We start from the raw sequence: 17453 nt of genomic DNA on the forward strand, positions 1-17453 counted from the left end.
GGCCATTCGACCATAAAAAAGACCGGTATCCTGTGCGGATACCGGTCTTTGTCTCGATGACCTGTACGTTCAGGCCATCAATGGAGGCGCTTTCAGGCGTCCAGTTCAACCAGAGCCTTGGCCAGTTCGATGGGTTCGAGCTCCTGGCCTTCCAGATCGGCGTTCCAGTTCGGGCCGACCAGTACATCGTCTTCATCCAGATCGTTGATCCAGATATCGAGAAACTCTTCCAGATCGATCACTTCCGGCTCGTAATCGGCCCACTCGTCGACGCAATGCAGACGGGCGTCCTCTTCGGCAGACCAGAGCGGCATCACGTCGGCATCTTCAAATTCGGCGGAGCGGCAGACGACCCAGTCTTCCCCATAGCGCAGACCCCACACCTGACCCGACTCGCGGACTTGTTCGATAAACAGTTGGAAATTGGCGTCAAGGTTGTCGTTAAGCATGCTCATGGGATTCTCTCTTTCTTTCGGGTGCTGCGGCATTGTCGGGCGACAATACGATGGCCAAATGGTGTCGCAAAAGTGACATGGACTCAAGCATATTGGGGTTATTCCGGGAAAAAAGCCGGGATAACCCCTATTTGCCTGCAAAAACGCCTTCCGATGGAGGCGTCTTGCAGACTCGGGAGATCAACGCTCCCAGTAAACCTCTTCCAGGCTGTCCTCTTTCTCCGGCAAACCGCGGGAAAGACGTGGGCTGCTCTGGGCCAATACCTCGTAGCTGACGCGGTTGGCGTATTTGCACACCTGGGCCAGTGAGGAGTAGGTCAGGAACTCGGAGATGTGCTTGGCGGAGTTGGGCACATTCATACGGTGATAGGAGTTGGCCACCATGTCGTGCAGCACGGCGGAAAGGGCGCCATCCCCTGCCCCGTTGGTGTTCTTGATCTTCTCCGGGCCACCCATGTACGGGGAGATGTGGGAGTAGATGCGGGTCGGTTTACGGCACTTGGCGCGGGCCATCGGGCGGCTGAACTCATACATGTTGAACTCGGGGATAACGCCCGGCAGCAGGGTATGAGTGGTCTCGCGCTTGTAGTCCTCATCGGTGTAGCTCGCCATGTAAAGGCCGATGGGGCCTGCAGTACAGAGCACCATGTCGGCCCAATCGAGCGCCTTGTCGGCCGCACCGAGCGGATCTGCGATGCCGGTCAGGGCTTCGCCTTCGTCTTCGTTCATCGCCAGCACGGTCACGTTTTCGGCAATGAAGTCGCGCCACCACTGGGGGTTTTCGTCGATGACGAAACGGGTGCCCAGGGTCAGCACCACCGGAATACCCGCCTCGCGGGCATAACGCACCGCGGTCATGGCCGCCTCTTTCATCGGGTCACCATCGTCACCGCGTACCAGATAGGCGGTGATCACCAGTGCAGATGCCCCCTTGATCACCTCTTCCGGAATGTGCTGCACATCCAGCTGGTTCATCTTGCCGGCGTTGATGCCGAAGCTGCGCTCGCCACACTCGGTGATGAAGGTGAAACAACGGCCGATGGGGCCATCAACTGGCTGCAGATAGTCCAGGTTGACACGGGAAGAGGTGTTGCAGAGATAACGGTATGCGTAGCAGCCGATGCGAATGTCCTGACTCATCACACCCAGCAGGATGGAGTGGGAATCGGCCAGTACCGAGTAGTTATGTACCGTGTTGCCAATGGTGCCACCGGCAAACTCGCTCACCACCATGTTGTTGGCTTTGAGCTCGTCATAAATGCGTTCGGCCACCTCGTCATTGATGACGACGGAGTGCCCCTTGCTCAGACCATAACGGGTCAGAAAGTCTTCATCCACATGGGCTTCGATATCAACCAGAGTCTGATCAATCCCGACCACGTAGGCTTTGCCCAGTTCGGTTAACAGGGGATTTTGCGGCACCAGGGGATCGCGTCTGTCGACAGGGAAGTAGTGTTTGGACTTGCGCTGACCGGGAAATTTCATGGCAATGTTCTGTGCTCTGGGGGAAAGAGGGGCGGGATTTTAACACAATCCGCCACCCCGAAAAGTCGTCCTGTTTAAATAATGGAATCAGTATAGACAAGGCCCGCAAGAAAAACGTTTGCCTTTTCACCATAAAAAAACCACCCAACCCAGGGTGGTTCCATAACATACGAAAGCGCCGGTTTTCAGGCGGCCATGCCCTGCAACAGGGCCAGCAGAGAGAAGAGGCCGAGGGCGAGCCAGAACAGCAAGGTGCCCAGAAAACGGGGCACATTGGGGGCTTTGGGGATCTGGACGCCGATGGCATGCAGGATGCGGCCGACCAGCAGCATGGCGCCACCGGCATGCAGCCAGAGCGCATCGGCACCGGAGAACTCGCACAGCGCCATCAACAGCAACGTCAACGGCACATACTCGGCAAAATTGCCGTGGGCCCGGATCGCCGCCAGCAGCTCGGGGGCTTCCCCCTGCCCTATCATCACCCCGAACTGGGCACGGCGTCTGACCACCCAGAAGGAGAGCCCCAGAAACAAAAGCCCCAACAGGCCTGCGTATATCAGCGTGATATGTACCATGACTCGACTCCTTCTTTGACTGACTGCCGACCACTCATGCCAATTCGCGGCAAATGAGCGAGACCATCATCCGGATGTGAGCCTGGTCGCTGTTGAGGGCCGGAATATATTCAAACCGCTCGCCACCGGCCTCCATGAAGATCTCCCGGTTCTGTACCTGAATTTCCTCGAGGGTTTCGAGGCAGTCGGCGGCAAAGGCGGGGCAAATCACATCGAGCTGCTTGATACCGGTAGCTGGCAGGCCAGCAATGGTCACATCTGTGTAGGGCTTGAGCCACTCCTCCTTGCCAAACCGGGACTGGAAGCTGGCCGTCCACTGCCCAGACTCCAGCCCGAGCGCCTCGGCCAGCAAGCTGGCGGTGTAGCGACACTGGTGACCATATGGGTCCCCTTCGTTCTCATAGCGCTCGGGAATACCGTGGAACGACATCAGCAGGTGATCACCCTGACCGTGCTGCTCCCAGTGACGGCGCACGCTCATGGCAAGCGCCTGTATGTATTCGGGATGGGCGTGATAATCACGAATGAGCCGTACCACCGGCAGATTGCGCTCTCTCTTCATCGCCTTGCTCCAGGCATCGAAGACCGAGGCGGTGGTACTGACCGAATATTGCGGATAGAGCGGCAACAGGATCACCCGGTTGACCCCCTTGGCCTTGAGCGCCTGCCAGCCATCATTCACTGACGGGGAACCATAAGTCATCGCCAGCTCCACCGGCACTTCGACCCCCTCCCGCTTGAGCTCCTGCTCCAGTGCAGCGCGCTGCTGCTTGCTTATCACCATCAGCGGGGAGCCCTGCTCGGTCCACACCTGCTGATAGAGCTTGGCCACTTTGGGCGAGCGCGTCGGCAAGATGATGAAGTGGAGCAACGGGCACCAGAGGTAACGGGGCAGGTCCACCACACGGGGATCGTGCAGGAACTGGCTGAGGAACGCTTTGACGGCGGCGGTGGTCGGCGCGGCTGGGGTACCCAGATTGACCAGCAATATTCCGGTTTTCGTGGTCACGTTGGCTTCCTGTCTCTCTGTCATGATGCAAAAAGGGCCCCGCAGGGCCCTTCTCTTTATTTATCTGATGGCACGGGAAACAGTGCCGGCAGCAAAGATCAGCCCAGAATGGTGGCAAGCTGCTTGCTGACCAGATCAACCGGCTGGGTGCCGTCGATCTTGACGTAACGGGTGTGGCCCGCTTCCGCCTCTTTACCGTAGAAACCGATCAGCGGCGCGGTCTGCTGATGATATACATCCAGACGCTTGCGTACTGTGGTCTCTTCGTCGTCGGCGCGGATCACCAGATCTTCACCGGTCACGTCATCTTTACCTTCCACTTTCGGCGGGTTGAACACCACGTGATAGGTACGGCCGGAGCCGGAGTGAACGCGACGGCCGCTCATGCGCTTGACGATCTCTTCGTCCGGCACATCGAACTCCAGCACGAAATCAACCACGACACCGGCGTCCTTCATGGCTTGCGCCTGGGGAATGGTGCGCGGGAAACCGTCCAACAGGAAGCCTTTGGCGCAGTCCGGCTGAGTGATGCGCTCTTTGACCAGACCGATGATGATGTCGTCAGAGACCAGCTGACCTGCGTCCATCACAGCTTTGGCTTTAAGACCGAGCTCGGTGCCCGCTTTGATCGCCGCACGCAGCATGTCGCCGGTGGAGATCTGGGGAATACCGTGTTTTTCCATGATGAACTGAGCCTGGGTACCTTTGCCGGCGCCCGGAGCCCCCAACAGAACAATGCGCATACACGCTCCTATTGATTGGTTATTCAAATCTTGCGAAGGCAAAAAAGTACACGGTTTCGCCCGTTTCTACAAGGGTGAGCCACCTGAATGAGTACTTTATAGCCACAATAACCAGCTGATCGAACAGGATTTCATCGCAGGGGACAGACGCAAAAATAGCCAGGGATTCAGCATAGAGCGCCAAAAGCAGGAAGGACGTACGGCAGACAAAAAGATCCCGGCTCGGGGCCGGGAATTGCGCTCAAAAGTAACTACTTGTCGCTCGTAGTAGGAACAGGGCAATGTTAGTTTGACCCCTGTGCGTCAACAACTGTCAGATGTGACAGGCAGGCCGCTATGGAACCGGAACTGCGGATCCGGCGAGCAGATTAGCTCGGCTTCCAGCTTGCCAAAGAAGGCCACCCGCTCGCTGATATCCTCCCCTGCGTACTGTTCGGCCAGGCTCAGGTAATCCTGATAGTGGCGCGCCTCGGAACGCAGCAAAGAGACGTAGAAGCGGCTCAGCTCTTCGTCCAGATGAGGCGCCAGCTTGGCAAACCGCTCGCACGAGCGGGCCTCGATATAGGCGCCGATGATCATCTTGTCGACTATGGTGGCCGGCTCATGGGTGCGCACATGCTGCATCAACTGGCGGGCATAGCGGGAGGCCGTCACCGGCCCGTATTCGATGCCGCGGGCCTGCATAATCTCCAGCACCTGCTCGAAGTGATGCAGCTCCTCCTGAATGAGCCGCACCATGGGAAACAGCAGCGGATTGCGCTCCAGCTCGGCAAAGACGGTGCGATCAGACTCCCCCATGCTGCGCTTGCCCAGGATCTCGGCCTTCTCCGGAATAGCATCCAGCTCGCGATAGAACTCCAGCTTGGGCAGCAGATGACGCTTGCCCTTGGGCAGGCAGTAACGGCGCACCAGACTGTGGGCGGTGAGCGCGGCCTTGGTCTCGCAGTTGGCGTGATCGATGAGCAGGGTCGGCAAACGGGCAGGATCCCGCGCCATCTCCACCCACTCATCCGGGGTCTCACACTGCAAAAACTGGCGCACAGGGGTTAGCAGATCATCCATCTGAACTCTCGTTTGTTAAACACGCCGGTTAAAAGCGTATCGGTCATATATGTTGCCAGCTATGCTAGCGGATCATGCGGGCTATGCCCATATCCGACAAATCCGATGGTTATCAATTGATACCAGATTGGAAATGGCACTGCGCTTGCTCTGCTTTACCTTGCGACAACGTTTGTGGTACTGCCGCAGATAGCGGTACAACTTGCTGCTGTTGGCCTGCTTCTAAACCAGATGGCGGTATCTCGACTCACGGCAAACCGGCTGACGGTCAAGGCGCTTGCCAACACCGTTGTATGTCCCGAACATCACTCTCCACGGCGCCGTCACTTTGGTTGTGCCGTGACGACCGCTCGGCACAGCTTGTTGAAAAACATACGAATAAAAACGGAGTCGCTTTCCTTGGCAAGGCAGTACAGCTCATACTGACATTCATCCGGATACGTCAATAGATGCGCCCCGCTCCGGGGTTAGCTCGTCCCCTTGAGATAACCGGCCAGCTGACTCACCAGCCGCTTGCGCAGCTCGCCGAGTTTCGGTTTCTCGTCCGCACACCAGGGCAGCGGACGGCACGCCTCTATGGTACGCAGGCCAAGGCGAGCGGTGAGCAGCCCGGCCCCCACCCCTTGTGCGGCGCGGGCAGAGAGCTTGGCGGTGAGCTCGGCCCCTAGCAAGTCCATCCCCACCTCGGTCACCAGCTCGGTGGCACCGGCGTAGAGCATGTTGCGAAACACCTGACGGATGAGGCGTATGCGACTCCAGTAGCCAAGCTCGATGGCATAGACATCGGCGATATCCTCGATCATCCGCAGGTTGCGCCACAGCATCAGCATCATGTCGACGGTAGCGAGCGGACTCAGCGCCACCAGCACAGCGGCCTCCCCCGACCATTTAGCCACCCGCGCCTGGGCCAGCTTGTCGCGCTCGGCGAGCACCTGCTGGCTATAGAGGGTCAGCACTTCCCGATCGCTGTGGCTCTCATCGAGCTGGGCCAGCCAGGTTTGATACCCCTCGCGCCCCTTGTCGCCACTTTTGACCGCCAACCCTTCGCAGAAGGCCTGACCCTGCCCGACACCCTGATGGGCCAGCAGATCTTCTGCCCGCGAGCGCACATCCTGACGCCGCTTGAGGGTGCGCAGCCGCAGCCACTCGCGCCCCACCACGCTGGCGGTCCCCGCCGCCACCAGCGCCGAGGCCGCCAGCCAGGCGCTGCCCCAGAGCGGGGTGGTGAGGAATTGATCGTAAAGAAAGGCGCCATACTGGCCCAACGAGAGCAGACCGACCGCCCCCAGCCCCCACGCCAGCAGCCGATGGCGGCAGCGCGGTTTGATGACGAGGGCGCTCTCCACCTCGGTGAACTCGTCCAGCTCGTCGAGGCGCTCGAAACTCGCCTCCTCCAGCCGCTGGGCCGGTGCGGGCGGTCGCTCGTCACTGGCTACCGTCAAGGCAGGCTCAAGGATCACCTTACCCTGCAGCGGTGGCCGCTCTTTTATCTGATCGTTCATCGCATTGTTCTCCTGTGCGCAGCCTTCGGCTCAGGTGCCAAGACCGCACACCGTTATTCGAGGTGATCCCCGAGCAGAAACTCCAGCGCCGCATCGAGCCTGATATGGGGCAACGCCTGATGGGCGCTCATGAGCATGGGGCGAAACGCCTGAAAATCAAAACCCTGATTGTTCCACCACTGTGCGGGGGGAATATGAGGCGGCACCTCCCCCGGGAACAGTAGCAGCGGCTCACCGGCAAGGCTGATCCCACGGATGGCGGGAAACTCGCGGCCATTGGCCACCCCCTTGCCCACCTCGGTCGCCTTGATGGCGGCGAGCGCCAGACACTCGGTGGTGATCCCCTCGAAACGGGCCTGGCCGCGGCCGCTGCGCACCAGATGCTGCAGCAGTGAGACCATGGGCGCATGCTGTTCGGGGGTGACGTGATCAGCCTTGCTCGCCACAAACAGCAGTTTGTCGATACGGGGCGAGAAGAGCCGCCGCCACCAGTTGCTCTTGCCGTAGGCAAAGCTCTCCATGATGCGGGCGATGGCCTGCTGCATGTCGCCAAAGCTGGCCGCCCCGGCGTTGAGAGGCTGCAGGCAATCCACCAGCACGATCTGGCGATCAAAGCCGGCAAAGTGCTGCTCATAAAAACCCTGCACCAGATGCTGCTTGTACTGTTCGAAGCGCTGCCTGAGGGTGGCGTAGAGGGTGCCATCGGCGGGCTCGCCGGCGGGCATCTCCCACACCCAGGGCACGAACTGCAACATGGGGGCACCGGCATACTCCCCCGGCAACACGAAGCGACCGGGTTGAATAAGGTGCAATCCCAGCTCCTGTTTGCAGGCATGCAGATAGGCGGTGTAGCGCTCGGCCAGCTCCGCCACTGGTCGTTCTTCGAAGCGTTTCTCAGCCTGCCACCCAGGGGTCAGCCAGCTGGCGGCAAGCGCCTGCAGCTCGGGGCGGCGCAGCTGATCGCGCACCTGTTCGCTCCACTGCTCGTAGCTCATCTCAAGCAGCGGCAAGTCGAGCAGCCACTCTCCGGGATAGTCCACCAGATCCACGTAGAGGGTGGAGATCTCCCCCAGATGCTTGCGAAGCGGATGGCGGGTGCGATAGCGAATTTCGAGACGCACCTCGGCCACGCCGCGGGTGGGCTCGGGCCAGGCTGGCGGCTCGCCAAACAGGGAGTCGAGGCCGCGCTCGTAGGCAAAGGTGGGGATGTGAGCATTTTGCTGGGGCACCCGGCGGGCACCGAGGATGCGCCCCTGACGCAGGGCATCCCATAACGGCAAACGGCCGTCGATGGCCGCGTGTTCCAGCTGGTTGACCAGCGCCGTGATAAAGGCGGTTTTGCCGCTGCGAGAGAGGCCGGTCACCGCCAGCCGGATATGGCGATCCCGCACCCGGTTCACCACGTCGTTCGCCTTGTGTTGCAGGCGAGTCAACTTCTGTTCCAGTTTATTGAGTATCAAGGCTTGATCCGTTCTCCCTTGGTGGTTGCATCTGGATAGCTGGTGTCGATGGTGGCGCATCACGGGAGGCGCCGCCATCGACATGGGTGCTTCAGCAAGAACTACAGCTTGCGAAACTCCCGCTGCAGGGTGAACTCCCTGGAGGTCACCAGCTTCTCGATCCGCTGAACTCTGGGCTCCAGCGCGTCAAGTTCCTGCGCAATGCGGCCCAGCGCCTGATGAGGAGTGACACCTGCCTGCCAGCTGCGCGCCTTCATCCGCACCTCGGTAAAGTCGGCATCCTCTTGCGAATAGAGGGTGACCGGCTTTTTATCGAGCAAGAACCAGGCAGCGATATAGGCGGTGAAGGTAATGAAACCGGCGAAGATAAGGCCACTGATAGCGAGCAGCCGCACGATCCAGGTCTCCACCCCGAAATACTCTGCCAAACCGGCACAGATCCCGGCTATCTTGCCACGCTGGGGATCGCGATAGAGGTTACGCCCTTCACGACTTACACTGCTCATACCTTGTTCCTCCAACCGGGTACTTCTGCATCCAGAATCGACTCCAGCGCCCCTACTCGCTCCTGCATCTTCTCGGTGCGAGCCAGCAGCCCTTGCAGCTGTTCCCGCTCGCTATCGGCAAGACCGGCGCCAATCCGCCCCTTGGCACGATAGTGCAGCACCAGCCAAATGGGAGCCACCACCACCATGAAGACCACCATGGGAACCATCAATACGCCCAGCAGATCTTCCATCTGTTACTCTCCCTGTTTGCCTTCGCTTTTGCTGTCGCCCTGGCCCAGCTTCTGGCGCATGGCTTCCAGCTCGCGGCTTATCTGATCGTCCACTTCCAGCTCGGCAAACTGCTGCGCCAGCGCCTTGTCGGACTGACCCAGATCGGCGCGCGCTTCCATTTCGTCGATGCGACGCTCCATCCGCTCGAACTTGCTCACCACCGCCTGGCTCTCGCCACGGGCGACCTGGCTCTGCACATTGAGACGGCTGCTGGCCGCTTCGGTGCGAATGGCCATCGCCTTTTGACGGGCGCGGGCATCTTCCAGCTTGGCCTCGAGCTGGCGGATCTCCTCACCCAGCTTCTCGATGCCGCTGTCGACTGCTTGCTGCTCGCGGTAGAGGGTCTCCGACAACTCGGTCTGTTTCTTCTTCTCGATCAGAGCGGCGCGGGCCAGATCTTCACGTCCCTTGGTCAGGGCCAGCTCGGCCTTGGCTTGCCACTCGTCGACCCGCTCCTGATGGCGGGCGACCTGACGGCCAATCTCTTTCTGGCTGGCGAGGAAGCGGGCCAGATTGGAGCGCTCCTTGACCAACTCGTCCTCCATCTCCTGGATGATCAGGCGCACCATCTTCTGGGGATCTTCTGCCTTGTCGAGCAGGGCCGTCAGGTTGGAATTGATGATGTCGGCCAGACGGGAAAAAATACTCATGATTGCACTCCTGTTATTGGCATGGCGTTGTTTCTCCATTGACAATGGCAACTTGTGTGCCAATCTGGAACAAAATTTAACTTGTTGATTTATATGGGGCAGAATAGCCGGATTGCAAGATGCCTCGCGCAAGTGATGATTAAAATCACCAACTTTTGGTAAGATTGACCAGCTTTTACAACTGACAGGGATCACTATGACCACAGCCACGGAAAGCCTGCTGGGGGAATCCAACGCATTTCTCGAGATCATTGAGCAGGCCTCACGGCTCGCCCCGCTGCGCAAACCCGTGCTGATCATCGGTGAGCGGGGAACGGGCAAGGAGCTCATAGCCCACCGCCTACATTATCTCTCGGCGCGCTGGGATCAAAGCTTTGTCACCATCAACTGCGCCACTCTGAGCGAGAGTCTGCTGGAGACCGAGCTGTTCGGTCACGAGGCGGGATCGTTTACCGGTGCGGCCAAGCGCCATCAGGGCCGCTTCGAGCGGGCCGATGGCGGCACCCTGTTCCTCGACGAGCTGGCCACCACCAGCGCCCGGGTGCAGGAGAAACTGCTGCGGGTCATCGAGTATGGCGAGTTCGAGCGGGTAGGCGGGGCCAAGCCCCTCAAGGTGGATGTGCGGCTGGTCTGCGCCACCAACGAAGATCTCCCTGCGTTAGCCGACAAGGGGCTGTTTCGCCACGATCTGCTGGACAGGCTCGCGTTTGATGTGATCACCCTCCCCCCCTTGCGGGAGCGGCGGGAAGATATCCTGATGCTGGCGGAGCACTTCGCCCACAGCATGACCCGGGAGCTGGGCTATCCGCTGTTTGCCGGTTTCTCGCGCAAGGCGACCCAGTTGCTGCTGGATTACCCCTGGCCGGGCAACGTGCGGGAGCTTAAAAACGTGGTGGAGCGCAGCATCTATCGTCAGGGCAATCCCCAGCTGCCGCTCTCGACCCTGGTGCTCAACCCGTTTGATTCCCCCTGGCGGCCACAGGTCACGCAACCTGCGCAAGAGGCCCGAAGCGAGGTACAATCTGCATCCCCCCTCGCCTTGCCGCTCGATCTCAAGCAGGCGGTGGCGGAGTACGAGATTAATTTACTCAAGCAAGCGATGCAGCAATCCCAGTATAATCAGCGCAAAGCCGCTCAACTGCTGGCCTTAAGCTATCACCAGTTCCGTGGCATGCTACGCAAATATCAGCTGCAAGATGGCGATAACGATGCAGAACAAGAGTGAAAGAGCGCGGTTGATGCCGACTCCAGCAACACGCCAGCCTTCGCGCTGGCACATTTGTATCAAAACGTGCGTACAAACTCCCTATAAGAACATGGTTCAACAATGAGAATGCTCACCCCCTTGCTGCTGGGTCTGCTGGTACTGGTCACCGGCTGCCACAAGCAACCCGAGGCCTCCAAAACCGGACTCATCTATTGTGCTGAGGGATCCCCCCTCTCCTTCAATCCCCATGTTTCCAACTCCGGGGTGACGCTGGATGCCAGTGCCCGTCCGCTCTACGACCGCCTGCTGGAGGTGAACCCCAACACCCTGGCGCTGGAGCCGGCGCTCGCCACCGACTGGCACATCAGCGAGGACGGGCTCACCTATACCCTGACCCTGCGCAAAGGGGTGACCTTTCACCATACCCCCTGGTTCAAGCCCACCCGCACCTTCAATGCCGATGACGTGGTCTTCACCTATGCCCGCCAGCTCGACGAACAGCACCCCTATCACAATGTCTCCGGCGGCGATTACCCCTACTTCTACAGCCTGGGACAAGACCTGCTGCTCAAACGGGTGAGCAAGAAGGGGCAGCAGACGGTGGTATTCGAGCTAAACCAGCCGAACGCCTCCTTCCTCGCGACCCTGGCTAGCGACTACGCGGTGATCCTCTCCGCCGAATACGCAGAAGAGATGCTCAAGGCTGGCACACCGGCCCTGCTTGATAGCCGCCCCATCGGCACCGGGCCGTTCAGCTTCAAGGAGTATCGCCACAACGAGTTCATTCGCTATCTGCGCCACCCCGGCTACTGGGGCGGCGATGCCAAGATTGAACAGCTGGTCTACGACATCACCCCCAAATCCGCCAAACGGCTGGCCAAGCTGCTGACCGGCGAGTGCGACGTAATGAGCACCCCTTCCGCCAGCCAGCTCTCGGTGATCAAGCAAAATCCGGCGCTCAGTCTCTCGGTCCAGTCGGGGATGAACGTCGCCTTTTTGGCCCTCAATACCCGCAAGCCGCCGTTCAACAACGTCAAGGTGCGGCAGGCCATTGCCAGCGCCATCAATATCGACAACCTGCTGCAGGCGGTCTATTTCGATACCGGTCTGCCGGCCAACAGCCTGCTGCCGCCCCTCTCCTGGGGTTACAACCCCAGCCTGCCCGAGCGCAAAACCGACCTTAAACGGGCCCAGCAGTTGCTCAAGGCGGCGGGGATGGAGAAAGGGTTCGAGATGCAACTGCTGGTACAACCGGAAGCCCGCCCCTACAACCCGGGGGCGGTCAAGACCGCCCAGCTAATCCGCAGTGATCTGGCCAAGGTCGGGATCAAGCTCAAGATCGTGCAACGGGAGTGGCCGGTGATCGAAGACCGCCTAGCCAAAGGGGAATACGACAGCCTGCTCTCCGGCTGGATTGCCGACAATGCCGACCCGGATAACTTCTTCCGCCAGTTGCTGAGCTGCTCGGCGGTGGAGCGGGGTAACAACTACAGCCGTTGGTGCAGCCCGGCCTTCGATCAGCTTCTGGATGATGCGGTCACCACGCCCCAGCTCTCGTTCCGGCTCCGTAACTACTACTATGCCCAGACCCTGCTCAACGAACAGCTGCCGCTGATCCCGCTAGCGCACGCCTTGCGCACCCAGGCCAGCCGCAGCGACATCGAAGGGCTGACCCTGATGCCCTTTGGCGGCACCTCCTTCAACCAGGCTCACAGGGAGTAAGCATGCTTCTATACACCTTGCGCCGCATCAACCTGCTGCTCATCACCCTGCTGGCGCTGACCCTGGTCGCCTATCTGCTGGAGTATCGGTTGCTTGCTCACGAACTGAGTTTTTGGCGCGGTTATCCCGACTTTCTGCGCCGGATCATGGCGGGAGATCTGGGGATCTCCAGCGTCTCCGGCCTGCCGGTGCTAGACGAGATCCGCCACTACTTTCCGGCGACCCTGATCCTCTGCCTGGCGGCGTTTGCCATCTCGCTGCTGGTGGGCATTCCTCTCGGTACCCTGGCGGCCCTGTCACAGGGGAAGACGCTGGATCTCTCCATCATGACCGCCGGTCTTATCGGCTATGCGGTGCCGGTATTCTGGCTGGCACTGCTGGTGGTGATGCTCTTCTCTCTCGATCTTGGCTGGTTACCGGCATCAGGACAGATCAGCCTGCTCTACGACGTGCCACCCATTACCGGTATTGCCCTGATCGATGTGCTGCTCAGCCACGAACCCTGGCGGCAAGCGGCGCTGCACGATGCCCTGCGCCACCTCATCCTCCCCTCTCTGGTGCTGGCCGTAGTGCCGACCACCGAGGTGATCCGCCATGTGCGCAGCTCACTCATCGATGTAATGAAGCAGAACTACATCAAGGCGGCAGCGAGCCGGGGCCTCTCCAAGGCGCAGATCGTCTGGCGCCATGGTCTGAAGAACGCCTTACCGCCGGTACTGCCGCTGCTGGGTCTGCAACTGGGCAGTGTGCTCACCTCCGCCATGGTCACCGAGGTGGTGTTCGAATGGCACGGGATCGGCCGCTGGCTCATCAGCAGCATCGCCCTGCAAGATTACGCCGCCATTCGTGGTGCGACCCTGGTGGTGGCCAGTTTCGTCATTTTCATCAGCGTTAGCACCGAGTTGCTGACCACCCTTATCTATCCGGCACGGCGCAAAGAGTTGTATGCCAAACAAGATTGAACGCGCTCATGGCGTGACCAGGAGCCAGGTACTCTATGCAAGATAAATCGAACATCTATCCCGAACTCAAGATCCTCTCACCCCTTGAGCAGACGTGGGCCTCCTACCGCCGCAATCCTCTGGCGATGGCGGGGCTCTGGTGCTTTTTGCTGTTGCTGCTCATCACCCTGGTGGGGCCGCTGGTCGTCCCCTACGGCATCGATGAACAGCACACCGACAAGCTGCTGCTCGCCCCCTCGTGGGCGGCGACCGGCAATATCGACTACTTCCTCGGCACCGACGATCTGGGGCGCGACATGCTCTCCCGGCTGGTGGTAGGGGCGCGTCTCACCTTCGGCTATGCGCTGGTCGTGGTGGTGATCGCCATGGTGGTGGGCTCCGCCATCGGTATCCTCGGCGGCATGAGCAAGGGGCTTAAATCGAGCGTGCTGCACCACCTGCTCGATACCCTGCTCTCCATCCCCTCCCTGCTGATGGCCATCATCATGGTTGCCATCATGGGGCCGGGTTTTGGCAATACCCTGATAGCCATTACCCTGGCGTTGATCCCGCCCTTTATCCGGGCCACCTACAACGCAGTACATGCCGAGATGCAGAAGGAGTACATCACCGCCAGCCGCCTCGATGGCTCGCCCCCCTTGCGGATCATGCGTCTGGCTATTTTACCCAACATTGTCGAGACCCTGGTGGCCCAGACCACCCGCACCCTCTCGGCCGCCATCCTCGATATCTCGGCGGTCGGTTTTCTTGGCCTCGGCGCCCAATCTCCCCAACCGGAGTGGGGCACCATGCTGGCCGATTCGAGCGACCTTATCTATCTGGCCCCCTGGACCGTCACCCTGCCCGGCATCGCCATCCTGTTCAGCGTGCTGGTGACCAATTTAGTTGGTGAAGGCATTCGTGAAGCACTCAAAGAGGGGAATGACTGATGCCGCTGCTCGATATACGCAATCTCACCATCGAGATCGACACCCCGCAAGGCAAGGTCAAGGCGGTAGACAAGGTGAGCCTGACCCTGACCGAGGGGGAGATCCGCGGTCTGGTGGGTGAATCCGGCTCGGGCAAGAGTCTGGTGGCCAAGGTCATCGTCGGCATCGAGAAGGACAACTGGACGGTGCGTGCCGACCGGATGCGATTCAACGACATGGACTTACTGACCATGGCTCCCAAGGATCGTCGCCGCATCATGGGCCGCGAGATCGCCATGATCTTTCAGGACCCCATCAGCTGTCTCGACCCCTCCGAGGAGATCGGCACCCAGCTGGAAGAGGCGATCCCGACCGACTCGTTCGAGGGGCAGTTCTGGCAGCGTTTCCAGTGGCGCAAGAAGAAGGCCATCGCCCTGTTGCACCGGGTCGGCGTCAAGGATCACCGCAAGGTGATGCGTGCCTATCCCCACGAGCTGTCGGATGGCATGTGCCAGAAAGTGATGATCGCCATGGCCATAGCCAACCAGCCACGGCTGCTGGTGGCTGACGAGCCCACCAGCGCCATGGAGTCCACCACTCACTCCCAGATCCTGCGGCTACTGGACAAGATGAACAAGCTGGGCAACACCACCATCCTGATCATCAGCAACGACATCGCCGCCATTGCCAACCTGACCGACACCATCAACGTGATGTACTGCGGCCAGATGGTGGAAGTGGGCACTCGCGATCAGATCCTGGAGACGCCCCATCACCCCTATACCGATGCGCTGCTCAAGTCGATCCCCGACTTTGACAAGCTGGTGCGCCACAAATCGCGCCTCGAAACCCTGCCCGGCGTCATCCCGCCACTGCAACACCTGCCCATCGGCTGCCGTCTGGGGCCGCGCTGCCCCTACGCCCAGAAGCAGTGCGTGCAGACTCCGCTAATGAACAAGGTGAAAGGCCATCAGTTCAGCTGTCACTTCCCGCTGAACATGGAGGAGCCGAAAAAATGATGACCGTTAATGCCCCCATGAAGGAGCCCCGCTTGTGATCGAGCCATCCCTGTTGCAGGTCAGAGGCCTTAGCAAAACCTACCAGAACCGCACCGGTCTGTTCCGTCGTCAGGCGGTGGAGGCGATCAAGCCCCTATCGTTCGATCTCGAAGTGGGCCAGACCCTCGCCATCGTCGGCGAGGCGGGCTCCGGCAAGAGCACCCTCGCCCGCATTCTGGCTGGCATGATCGAACCCACCAGCGGCGACATCGCCATCGACGGCCAGCTGATGGTGCATGGCGATTACCAGACTCGCTGCAAACTGCTGCGGATGATTTTTCAGGATCCCAACACCTCGCTGAACCGCAAGATCCGGGTCGGCCAGATCCTGGAGACGCCGCTGCGTCTCAACACCGAGATGACCGAGGAGGAGCGCCGCGAGAAGGTGGTGCAGACCCTGCGCATGGTGGGGATGTTGCCGGATCACGCCCTGTTCTATCCGCAGATGCTCTCCTCCGGTCAGCAGCAGCGGGTGGCGCTGGCGCGCGCGCTGATCCTCAACCCCAAGATCGTGGTGGCCGATGAAGCGCTCTCCACCCTGGATATCTCGGTACGCTCCCAGATCATCAACCTGTTGCTGGAGATGCAGGAGACCATGGGACTGAGCTATGTGCTGGTAGCCAACGATCTGGGCATCGTCAGCCATATCAGCGACGAGGTGCTGGTGATGCACGAAGGTCGGGTGGTGGAGCGCGGCAAGACCCTCAAGGTGTTTGCCGATCCCCAGCATGATGTGACCCGTCGCCTGATCCAGAACTACAACAACGAATACCGCAAATAGAGAGGCGCTGGCCGCCTCCCTTGCCGCTGTTTTCGCCGCTCTCACAAGGCGGGATCAAAAAAGCCCACTGCATGCAGTGGGCTTTCTGTTACCGGCGTTGCGGCTTAGGCTTGCAGCAACAGGCGGTTGATGCGGGAGACGAAGCTCGCCGGATCATTGAGCCCACCCTGCTCGGCCAGCTGAGCCTGCTCGTGCAGCAGGGCGACCCACTCGCCGAACAGCGCTTCGTCCTGGATGGTATCGAGCTTCTTCACCAGCGCATGGTCGGGGTTCAGTTCCAGAATGTACTTCTGCTCCGGCACCGGCTGACCGGCGGCGCGCATCAGCTTGATCATCTGGGTGCTCATGCCGTAGGCGTCGGTGACGATGCAAGACGGCGAGTCGGTCAGACGGTGGGTGACTCGCACCTCTTTCACCGCCTCGCCCAGGCTCTGCTTGACCCGCTCTACCAGACCGGCGTTGGCCTTTTCAGCCTCTTCCTGCGCCTGCTTGGAGGCTTCGTCTTCCAGATCGCCGAGATCCAGCTCGCCACGGGTGACGGAGACCAGCTGCTTGCCGTCGAACTCGGTCAGGTGGCTCATCAGCCACTCGTCCACCCGCTCCCACATCAGCAGCACTTCGACGCCCTTCTTGCGGAAGATCTCGAGGTGCGGACTGTTCTTGGCGGCAGCGTAAGAGTCAGCGGTGATGTAGTAGATCTTCTGCTGGCCTTCCTTCATGCGGCCAACGTAATCCTCCAGCGACACGGTCTGGGCTTCGCCCTCGCCAGCGGTGCTGGCAAAGCGCAAGAGCTTGGCGATCTCTTCGCGGTTGGCGTGATCCTCAGCCGGGCCCTCTTTGAGCACGTTACCGAACTCGCTCCAGAACTTGGCGTACTTCTCGGCATCGTCTTTCGCCAGCTTGGAGAGCATGGTCAGCACCCGCTTGGAGCAAGCCTTGCGCAGGGAGACAGTGACCTTGTTGTCCTGCAGGATTTCACGGCTAACGTTGAGCGGCAGATCGTTGGAGTCCAGCACCCCTTTGACGAAGCGCAGATAAGCCGGCATAAACTGCTCTGCGTCATCCATGATGAAGACGCGCTGCACGTAGAGCTTC

The 17453-nt window shown here is 60.1% G+C and carries 18 protein-coding genes; 6 read left to right on the plus strand and 12 right to left on the minus strand.

Going from position 1 to position 17453, the window contains the following annotated elements:
• Positions 1-92: 92 nt before the first annotated feature.
• The 11 genes from ACRAUW_RS03855 to pspA form a co-directional block, all read right to left on the minus strand.
• Positions 93-455 carry a DUF2750 domain-containing protein gene (locus ACRAUW_RS03855; protein ID WP_005337077.1) on the minus strand — a complete coding sequence of 121 codons (363 nt, stop codon included), beginning with the start codon at positions 453-455 and terminating at the stop codon, positions 93-95.
• 180 nt (positions 456-635) lie between these two features.
• Complete coding sequence (locus ACRAUW_RS03860; protein ID WP_431361234.1) at positions 636-1940, minus strand: inosine/guanosine kinase; 1305 nt, start codon at positions 1938-1940, stop codon at positions 636-638.
• A gap of 185 nt (positions 1941-2125) precedes the next feature.
• Positions 2126-2515 carry an MAPEG family protein gene (locus ACRAUW_RS03865; protein WP_431361235.1) on the minus strand — a complete coding sequence of 130 codons (390 nt, stop codon included), beginning with the start codon at positions 2513-2515 and terminating at the stop codon, positions 2126-2128.
• Positions 2516-2549: 34 nt separating this feature from the next.
• Positions 2550-3524, minus strand: coding sequence for a ferrochelatase (gene hemH / locus ACRAUW_RS03870; protein WP_431361236.1), 975 nt, complete (start codon positions 3522-3524; stop codon positions 2550-2552).
• Positions 3525-3622: 98 nt separating this feature from the next.
• Positions 3623-4267 carry an adenylate kinase gene (adk, locus tag ACRAUW_RS03875; RefSeq protein ID WP_431361237.1) on the minus strand — a complete coding sequence of 215 codons (645 nt, stop codon included), beginning with the start codon at positions 4265-4267 and terminating at the stop codon, positions 3623-3625.
• Between the two features lie 303 nt (positions 4268-4570).
• Positions 4571-5329: a tRNA isopentenyl-2-thiomethyl-A-37 hydroxylase MiaE gene (gene miaE, locus ACRAUW_RS03880; RefSeq protein WP_431361238.1), complete on the minus strand. Its 759-nt coding sequence runs from the start codon at positions 5327-5329 to the stop codon at positions 4571-4573.
• Between the two features lie 467 nt (positions 5330-5796).
• Positions 5797-6831, minus strand: a complete 1035-nt coding sequence (locus ACRAUW_RS03885; RefSeq protein WP_431361239.1) for a YcjF family protein — start codon at positions 6829-6831, stop codon at positions 5797-5799.
• 53 nt (positions 6832-6884) lie between these two features.
• Positions 6885-8291: a YcjX family protein gene (locus ACRAUW_RS03890; RefSeq protein WP_431361240.1), complete on the minus strand. Its 1407-nt coding sequence runs from the start codon at positions 8289-8291 to the stop codon at positions 6885-6887.
• A gap of 101 nt (positions 8292-8392) precedes the next feature.
• The gene (pspC, locus tag ACRAUW_RS03895; protein ID WP_431361241.1) at positions 8393-8797 is read right to left on the minus strand and encodes an envelope stress response membrane protein PspC; all 405 of its coding nucleotides are present in this window, start codon (positions 8795-8797) and stop codon (positions 8393-8395) included.
• Positions 8794-9030 (minus strand): envelope stress response membrane protein PspB, encoded by a 237-nt coding sequence (gene pspB, locus ACRAUW_RS03900; protein WP_005333672.1) that lies wholly within the window; start codon positions 9028-9030, stop codon positions 8794-8796. Before pspB ends, pspC begins: the two co-directional genes overlap by 4 nt.
• Positions 9031-9033: 3 nt before the next feature.
• Positions 9034-9720, minus strand: a complete 687-nt coding sequence (pspA, locus tag ACRAUW_RS03905) for a phage shock protein PspA (RefSeq protein WP_005361184.1) — start codon at positions 9718-9720, stop codon at positions 9034-9036.
• Positions 9721-9916: 196 nt separating this feature from the next.
• Between pspA and pspF the strand changes: the two genes are divergently transcribed.
• The 6 genes from pspF to ACRAUW_RS03935 all read left to right on the plus strand — a co-directional run bounded on the left by pspF (position 9917) and on the right by ACRAUW_RS03935 (position 16358).
• Positions 9917-10945 (plus strand): phage shock protein operon transcriptional activator, encoded by a 1029-nt coding sequence (gene pspF / locus ACRAUW_RS03910; RefSeq protein WP_431361242.1) that lies wholly within the window; start codon positions 9917-9919, stop codon positions 10943-10945.
• Positions 10946-11053: 108 nt separating this feature from the next.
• Positions 11054-12649: an ABC transporter substrate-binding protein SapA gene (gene sapA, locus ACRAUW_RS03915; protein ID WP_431361249.1), complete on the plus strand. Its 1596-nt coding sequence runs from the start codon at positions 11054-11056 to the stop codon at positions 12647-12649.
• 2 nt (positions 12650-12651) lie between these two features.
• Positions 12652-13611, plus strand: a complete 960-nt coding sequence (locus tag ACRAUW_RS03920) for an ABC transporter permease (RefSeq protein ID WP_431361243.1) — start codon at positions 12652-12654, stop codon at positions 13609-13611.
• A 35-nt stretch (positions 13612-13646) separates the two neighbouring features.
• On the plus strand, positions 13647-14540 hold the full coding sequence (locus ACRAUW_RS03925; RefSeq protein WP_431361244.1) for an ABC transporter permease subunit: 894 nt from the start codon (positions 13647-13649) through the stop codon (positions 14538-14540).
• Positions 14540-15538, plus strand: coding sequence for a peptide ABC transporter ATP-binding protein (locus ACRAUW_RS03930; RefSeq protein ID WP_431361245.1), 999 nt, complete (start codon positions 14540-14542; stop codon positions 15536-15538). The genes ACRAUW_RS03925 and ACRAUW_RS03930 overlap by 1 nt, the downstream gene beginning before the upstream one ends.
• Before the next feature lie 34 nt (positions 15539-15572).
• On the plus strand, positions 15573-16358 hold the full coding sequence (locus ACRAUW_RS03935) for a peptide ABC transporter ATP-binding protein (protein WP_431361246.1): 786 nt from the start codon (positions 15573-15575) through the stop codon (positions 16356-16358).
• A gap of 104 nt (positions 16359-16462) precedes the next feature.
• Here ACRAUW_RS03935 and htpG read toward each other — a convergent pair.
• Positions 16463-17453: molecular chaperone HtpG (gene htpG, locus ACRAUW_RS03940; RefSeq protein ID WP_431361247.1), on the minus strand; the 991-nt coding region annotated here is incomplete at its 5' end.

Origin of the sequence: Aeromonas sp., from assembly GCF_050633025.1 — a bacterium.
Taxonomy (GTDB): Bacteria; Pseudomonadota; Gammaproteobacteria; order Enterobacterales; family Aeromonadaceae; genus Aeromonas.

What these genes read in the sequence shown, in the direction of transcription:
- ACRAUW_RS03855 (WP_005337077.1), bottom strand. Translation starts at nt 455, where the DNA reads ATGAGCATGCTTAACGACAACCTTGACGCCAATTTCCAACTGTTTATC.
- ACRAUW_RS03860 (WP_431361234.1), bottom strand. Translation starts at nt 1,940, where the DNA reads ATGAAATTTCCCGGTCAGCGCAAGTCCAAACACTACTTCCCTGTCGAC.
- ACRAUW_RS03865 (WP_431361235.1), bottom strand. Translation starts at nt 2,515, where the DNA reads ATGGTACATATCACGCTGATATACGCAGGCCTGTTGGGGCTTTTGTTT.
- adk (WP_431361237.1), bottom strand. Translation starts at nt 4,267, where the DNA reads ATGCGCATTGTTCTGTTGGGGGCTCCGGGCGCCGGCAAAGGTACCCAG.
- miaE (WP_431361238.1), bottom strand. Translation starts at nt 5,329, where the DNA reads ATGGATGATCTGCTAACCCCTGTGCGCCAGTTTTTGCAGTGTGAGACC.
- ACRAUW_RS03885 (WP_431361239.1), bottom strand. Translation starts at nt 6,831, where the DNA reads ATGAACGATCAGATAAAAGAGCGGCCACCGCTGCAGGGTAAGGTGATC.
- pspC (WP_431361241.1), bottom strand. Translation starts at nt 8,797, where the DNA reads ATGAGCAGTGTAAGTCGTGAAGGGCGTAACCTCTATCGCGATCCCCAG.
- pspB (WP_005333672.1), bottom strand. Translation starts at nt 9,030, where the DNA reads ATGGAAGATCTGCTGGGCGTATTGATGGTTCCCATGGTGGTCTTCATG.
- pspA (WP_005361184.1), bottom strand. Translation starts at nt 9,720, where the DNA reads ATGAGTATTTTTTCCCGTCTGGCCGACATCATCAATTCCAACCTGACG.
- pspF (WP_431361242.1), top strand. Translation starts at nt 9,917, where the DNA reads ATGACCACAGCCACGGAAAGCCTGCTGGGGGAATCCAACGCATTTCTC.
- sapA (WP_431361249.1), top strand. Translation starts at nt 11,054, where the DNA reads ATGCTCACCCCCTTGCTGCTGGGTCTGCTGGTACTGGTCACCGGCTGC.
- ACRAUW_RS03920 (WP_431361243.1), top strand. Translation starts at nt 12,652, where the DNA reads ATGCTTCTATACACCTTGCGCCGCATCAACCTGCTGCTCATCACCCTG.
- ACRAUW_RS03925 (WP_431361244.1), top strand. Translation starts at nt 13,647, where the DNA reads ATGCAAGATAAATCGAACATCTATCCCGAACTCAAGATCCTCTCACCC.
- ACRAUW_RS03930 (WP_431361245.1), top strand. Translation starts at nt 14,540, where the DNA reads ATGCCGCTGCTCGATATACGCAATCTCACCATCGAGATCGACACCCCG.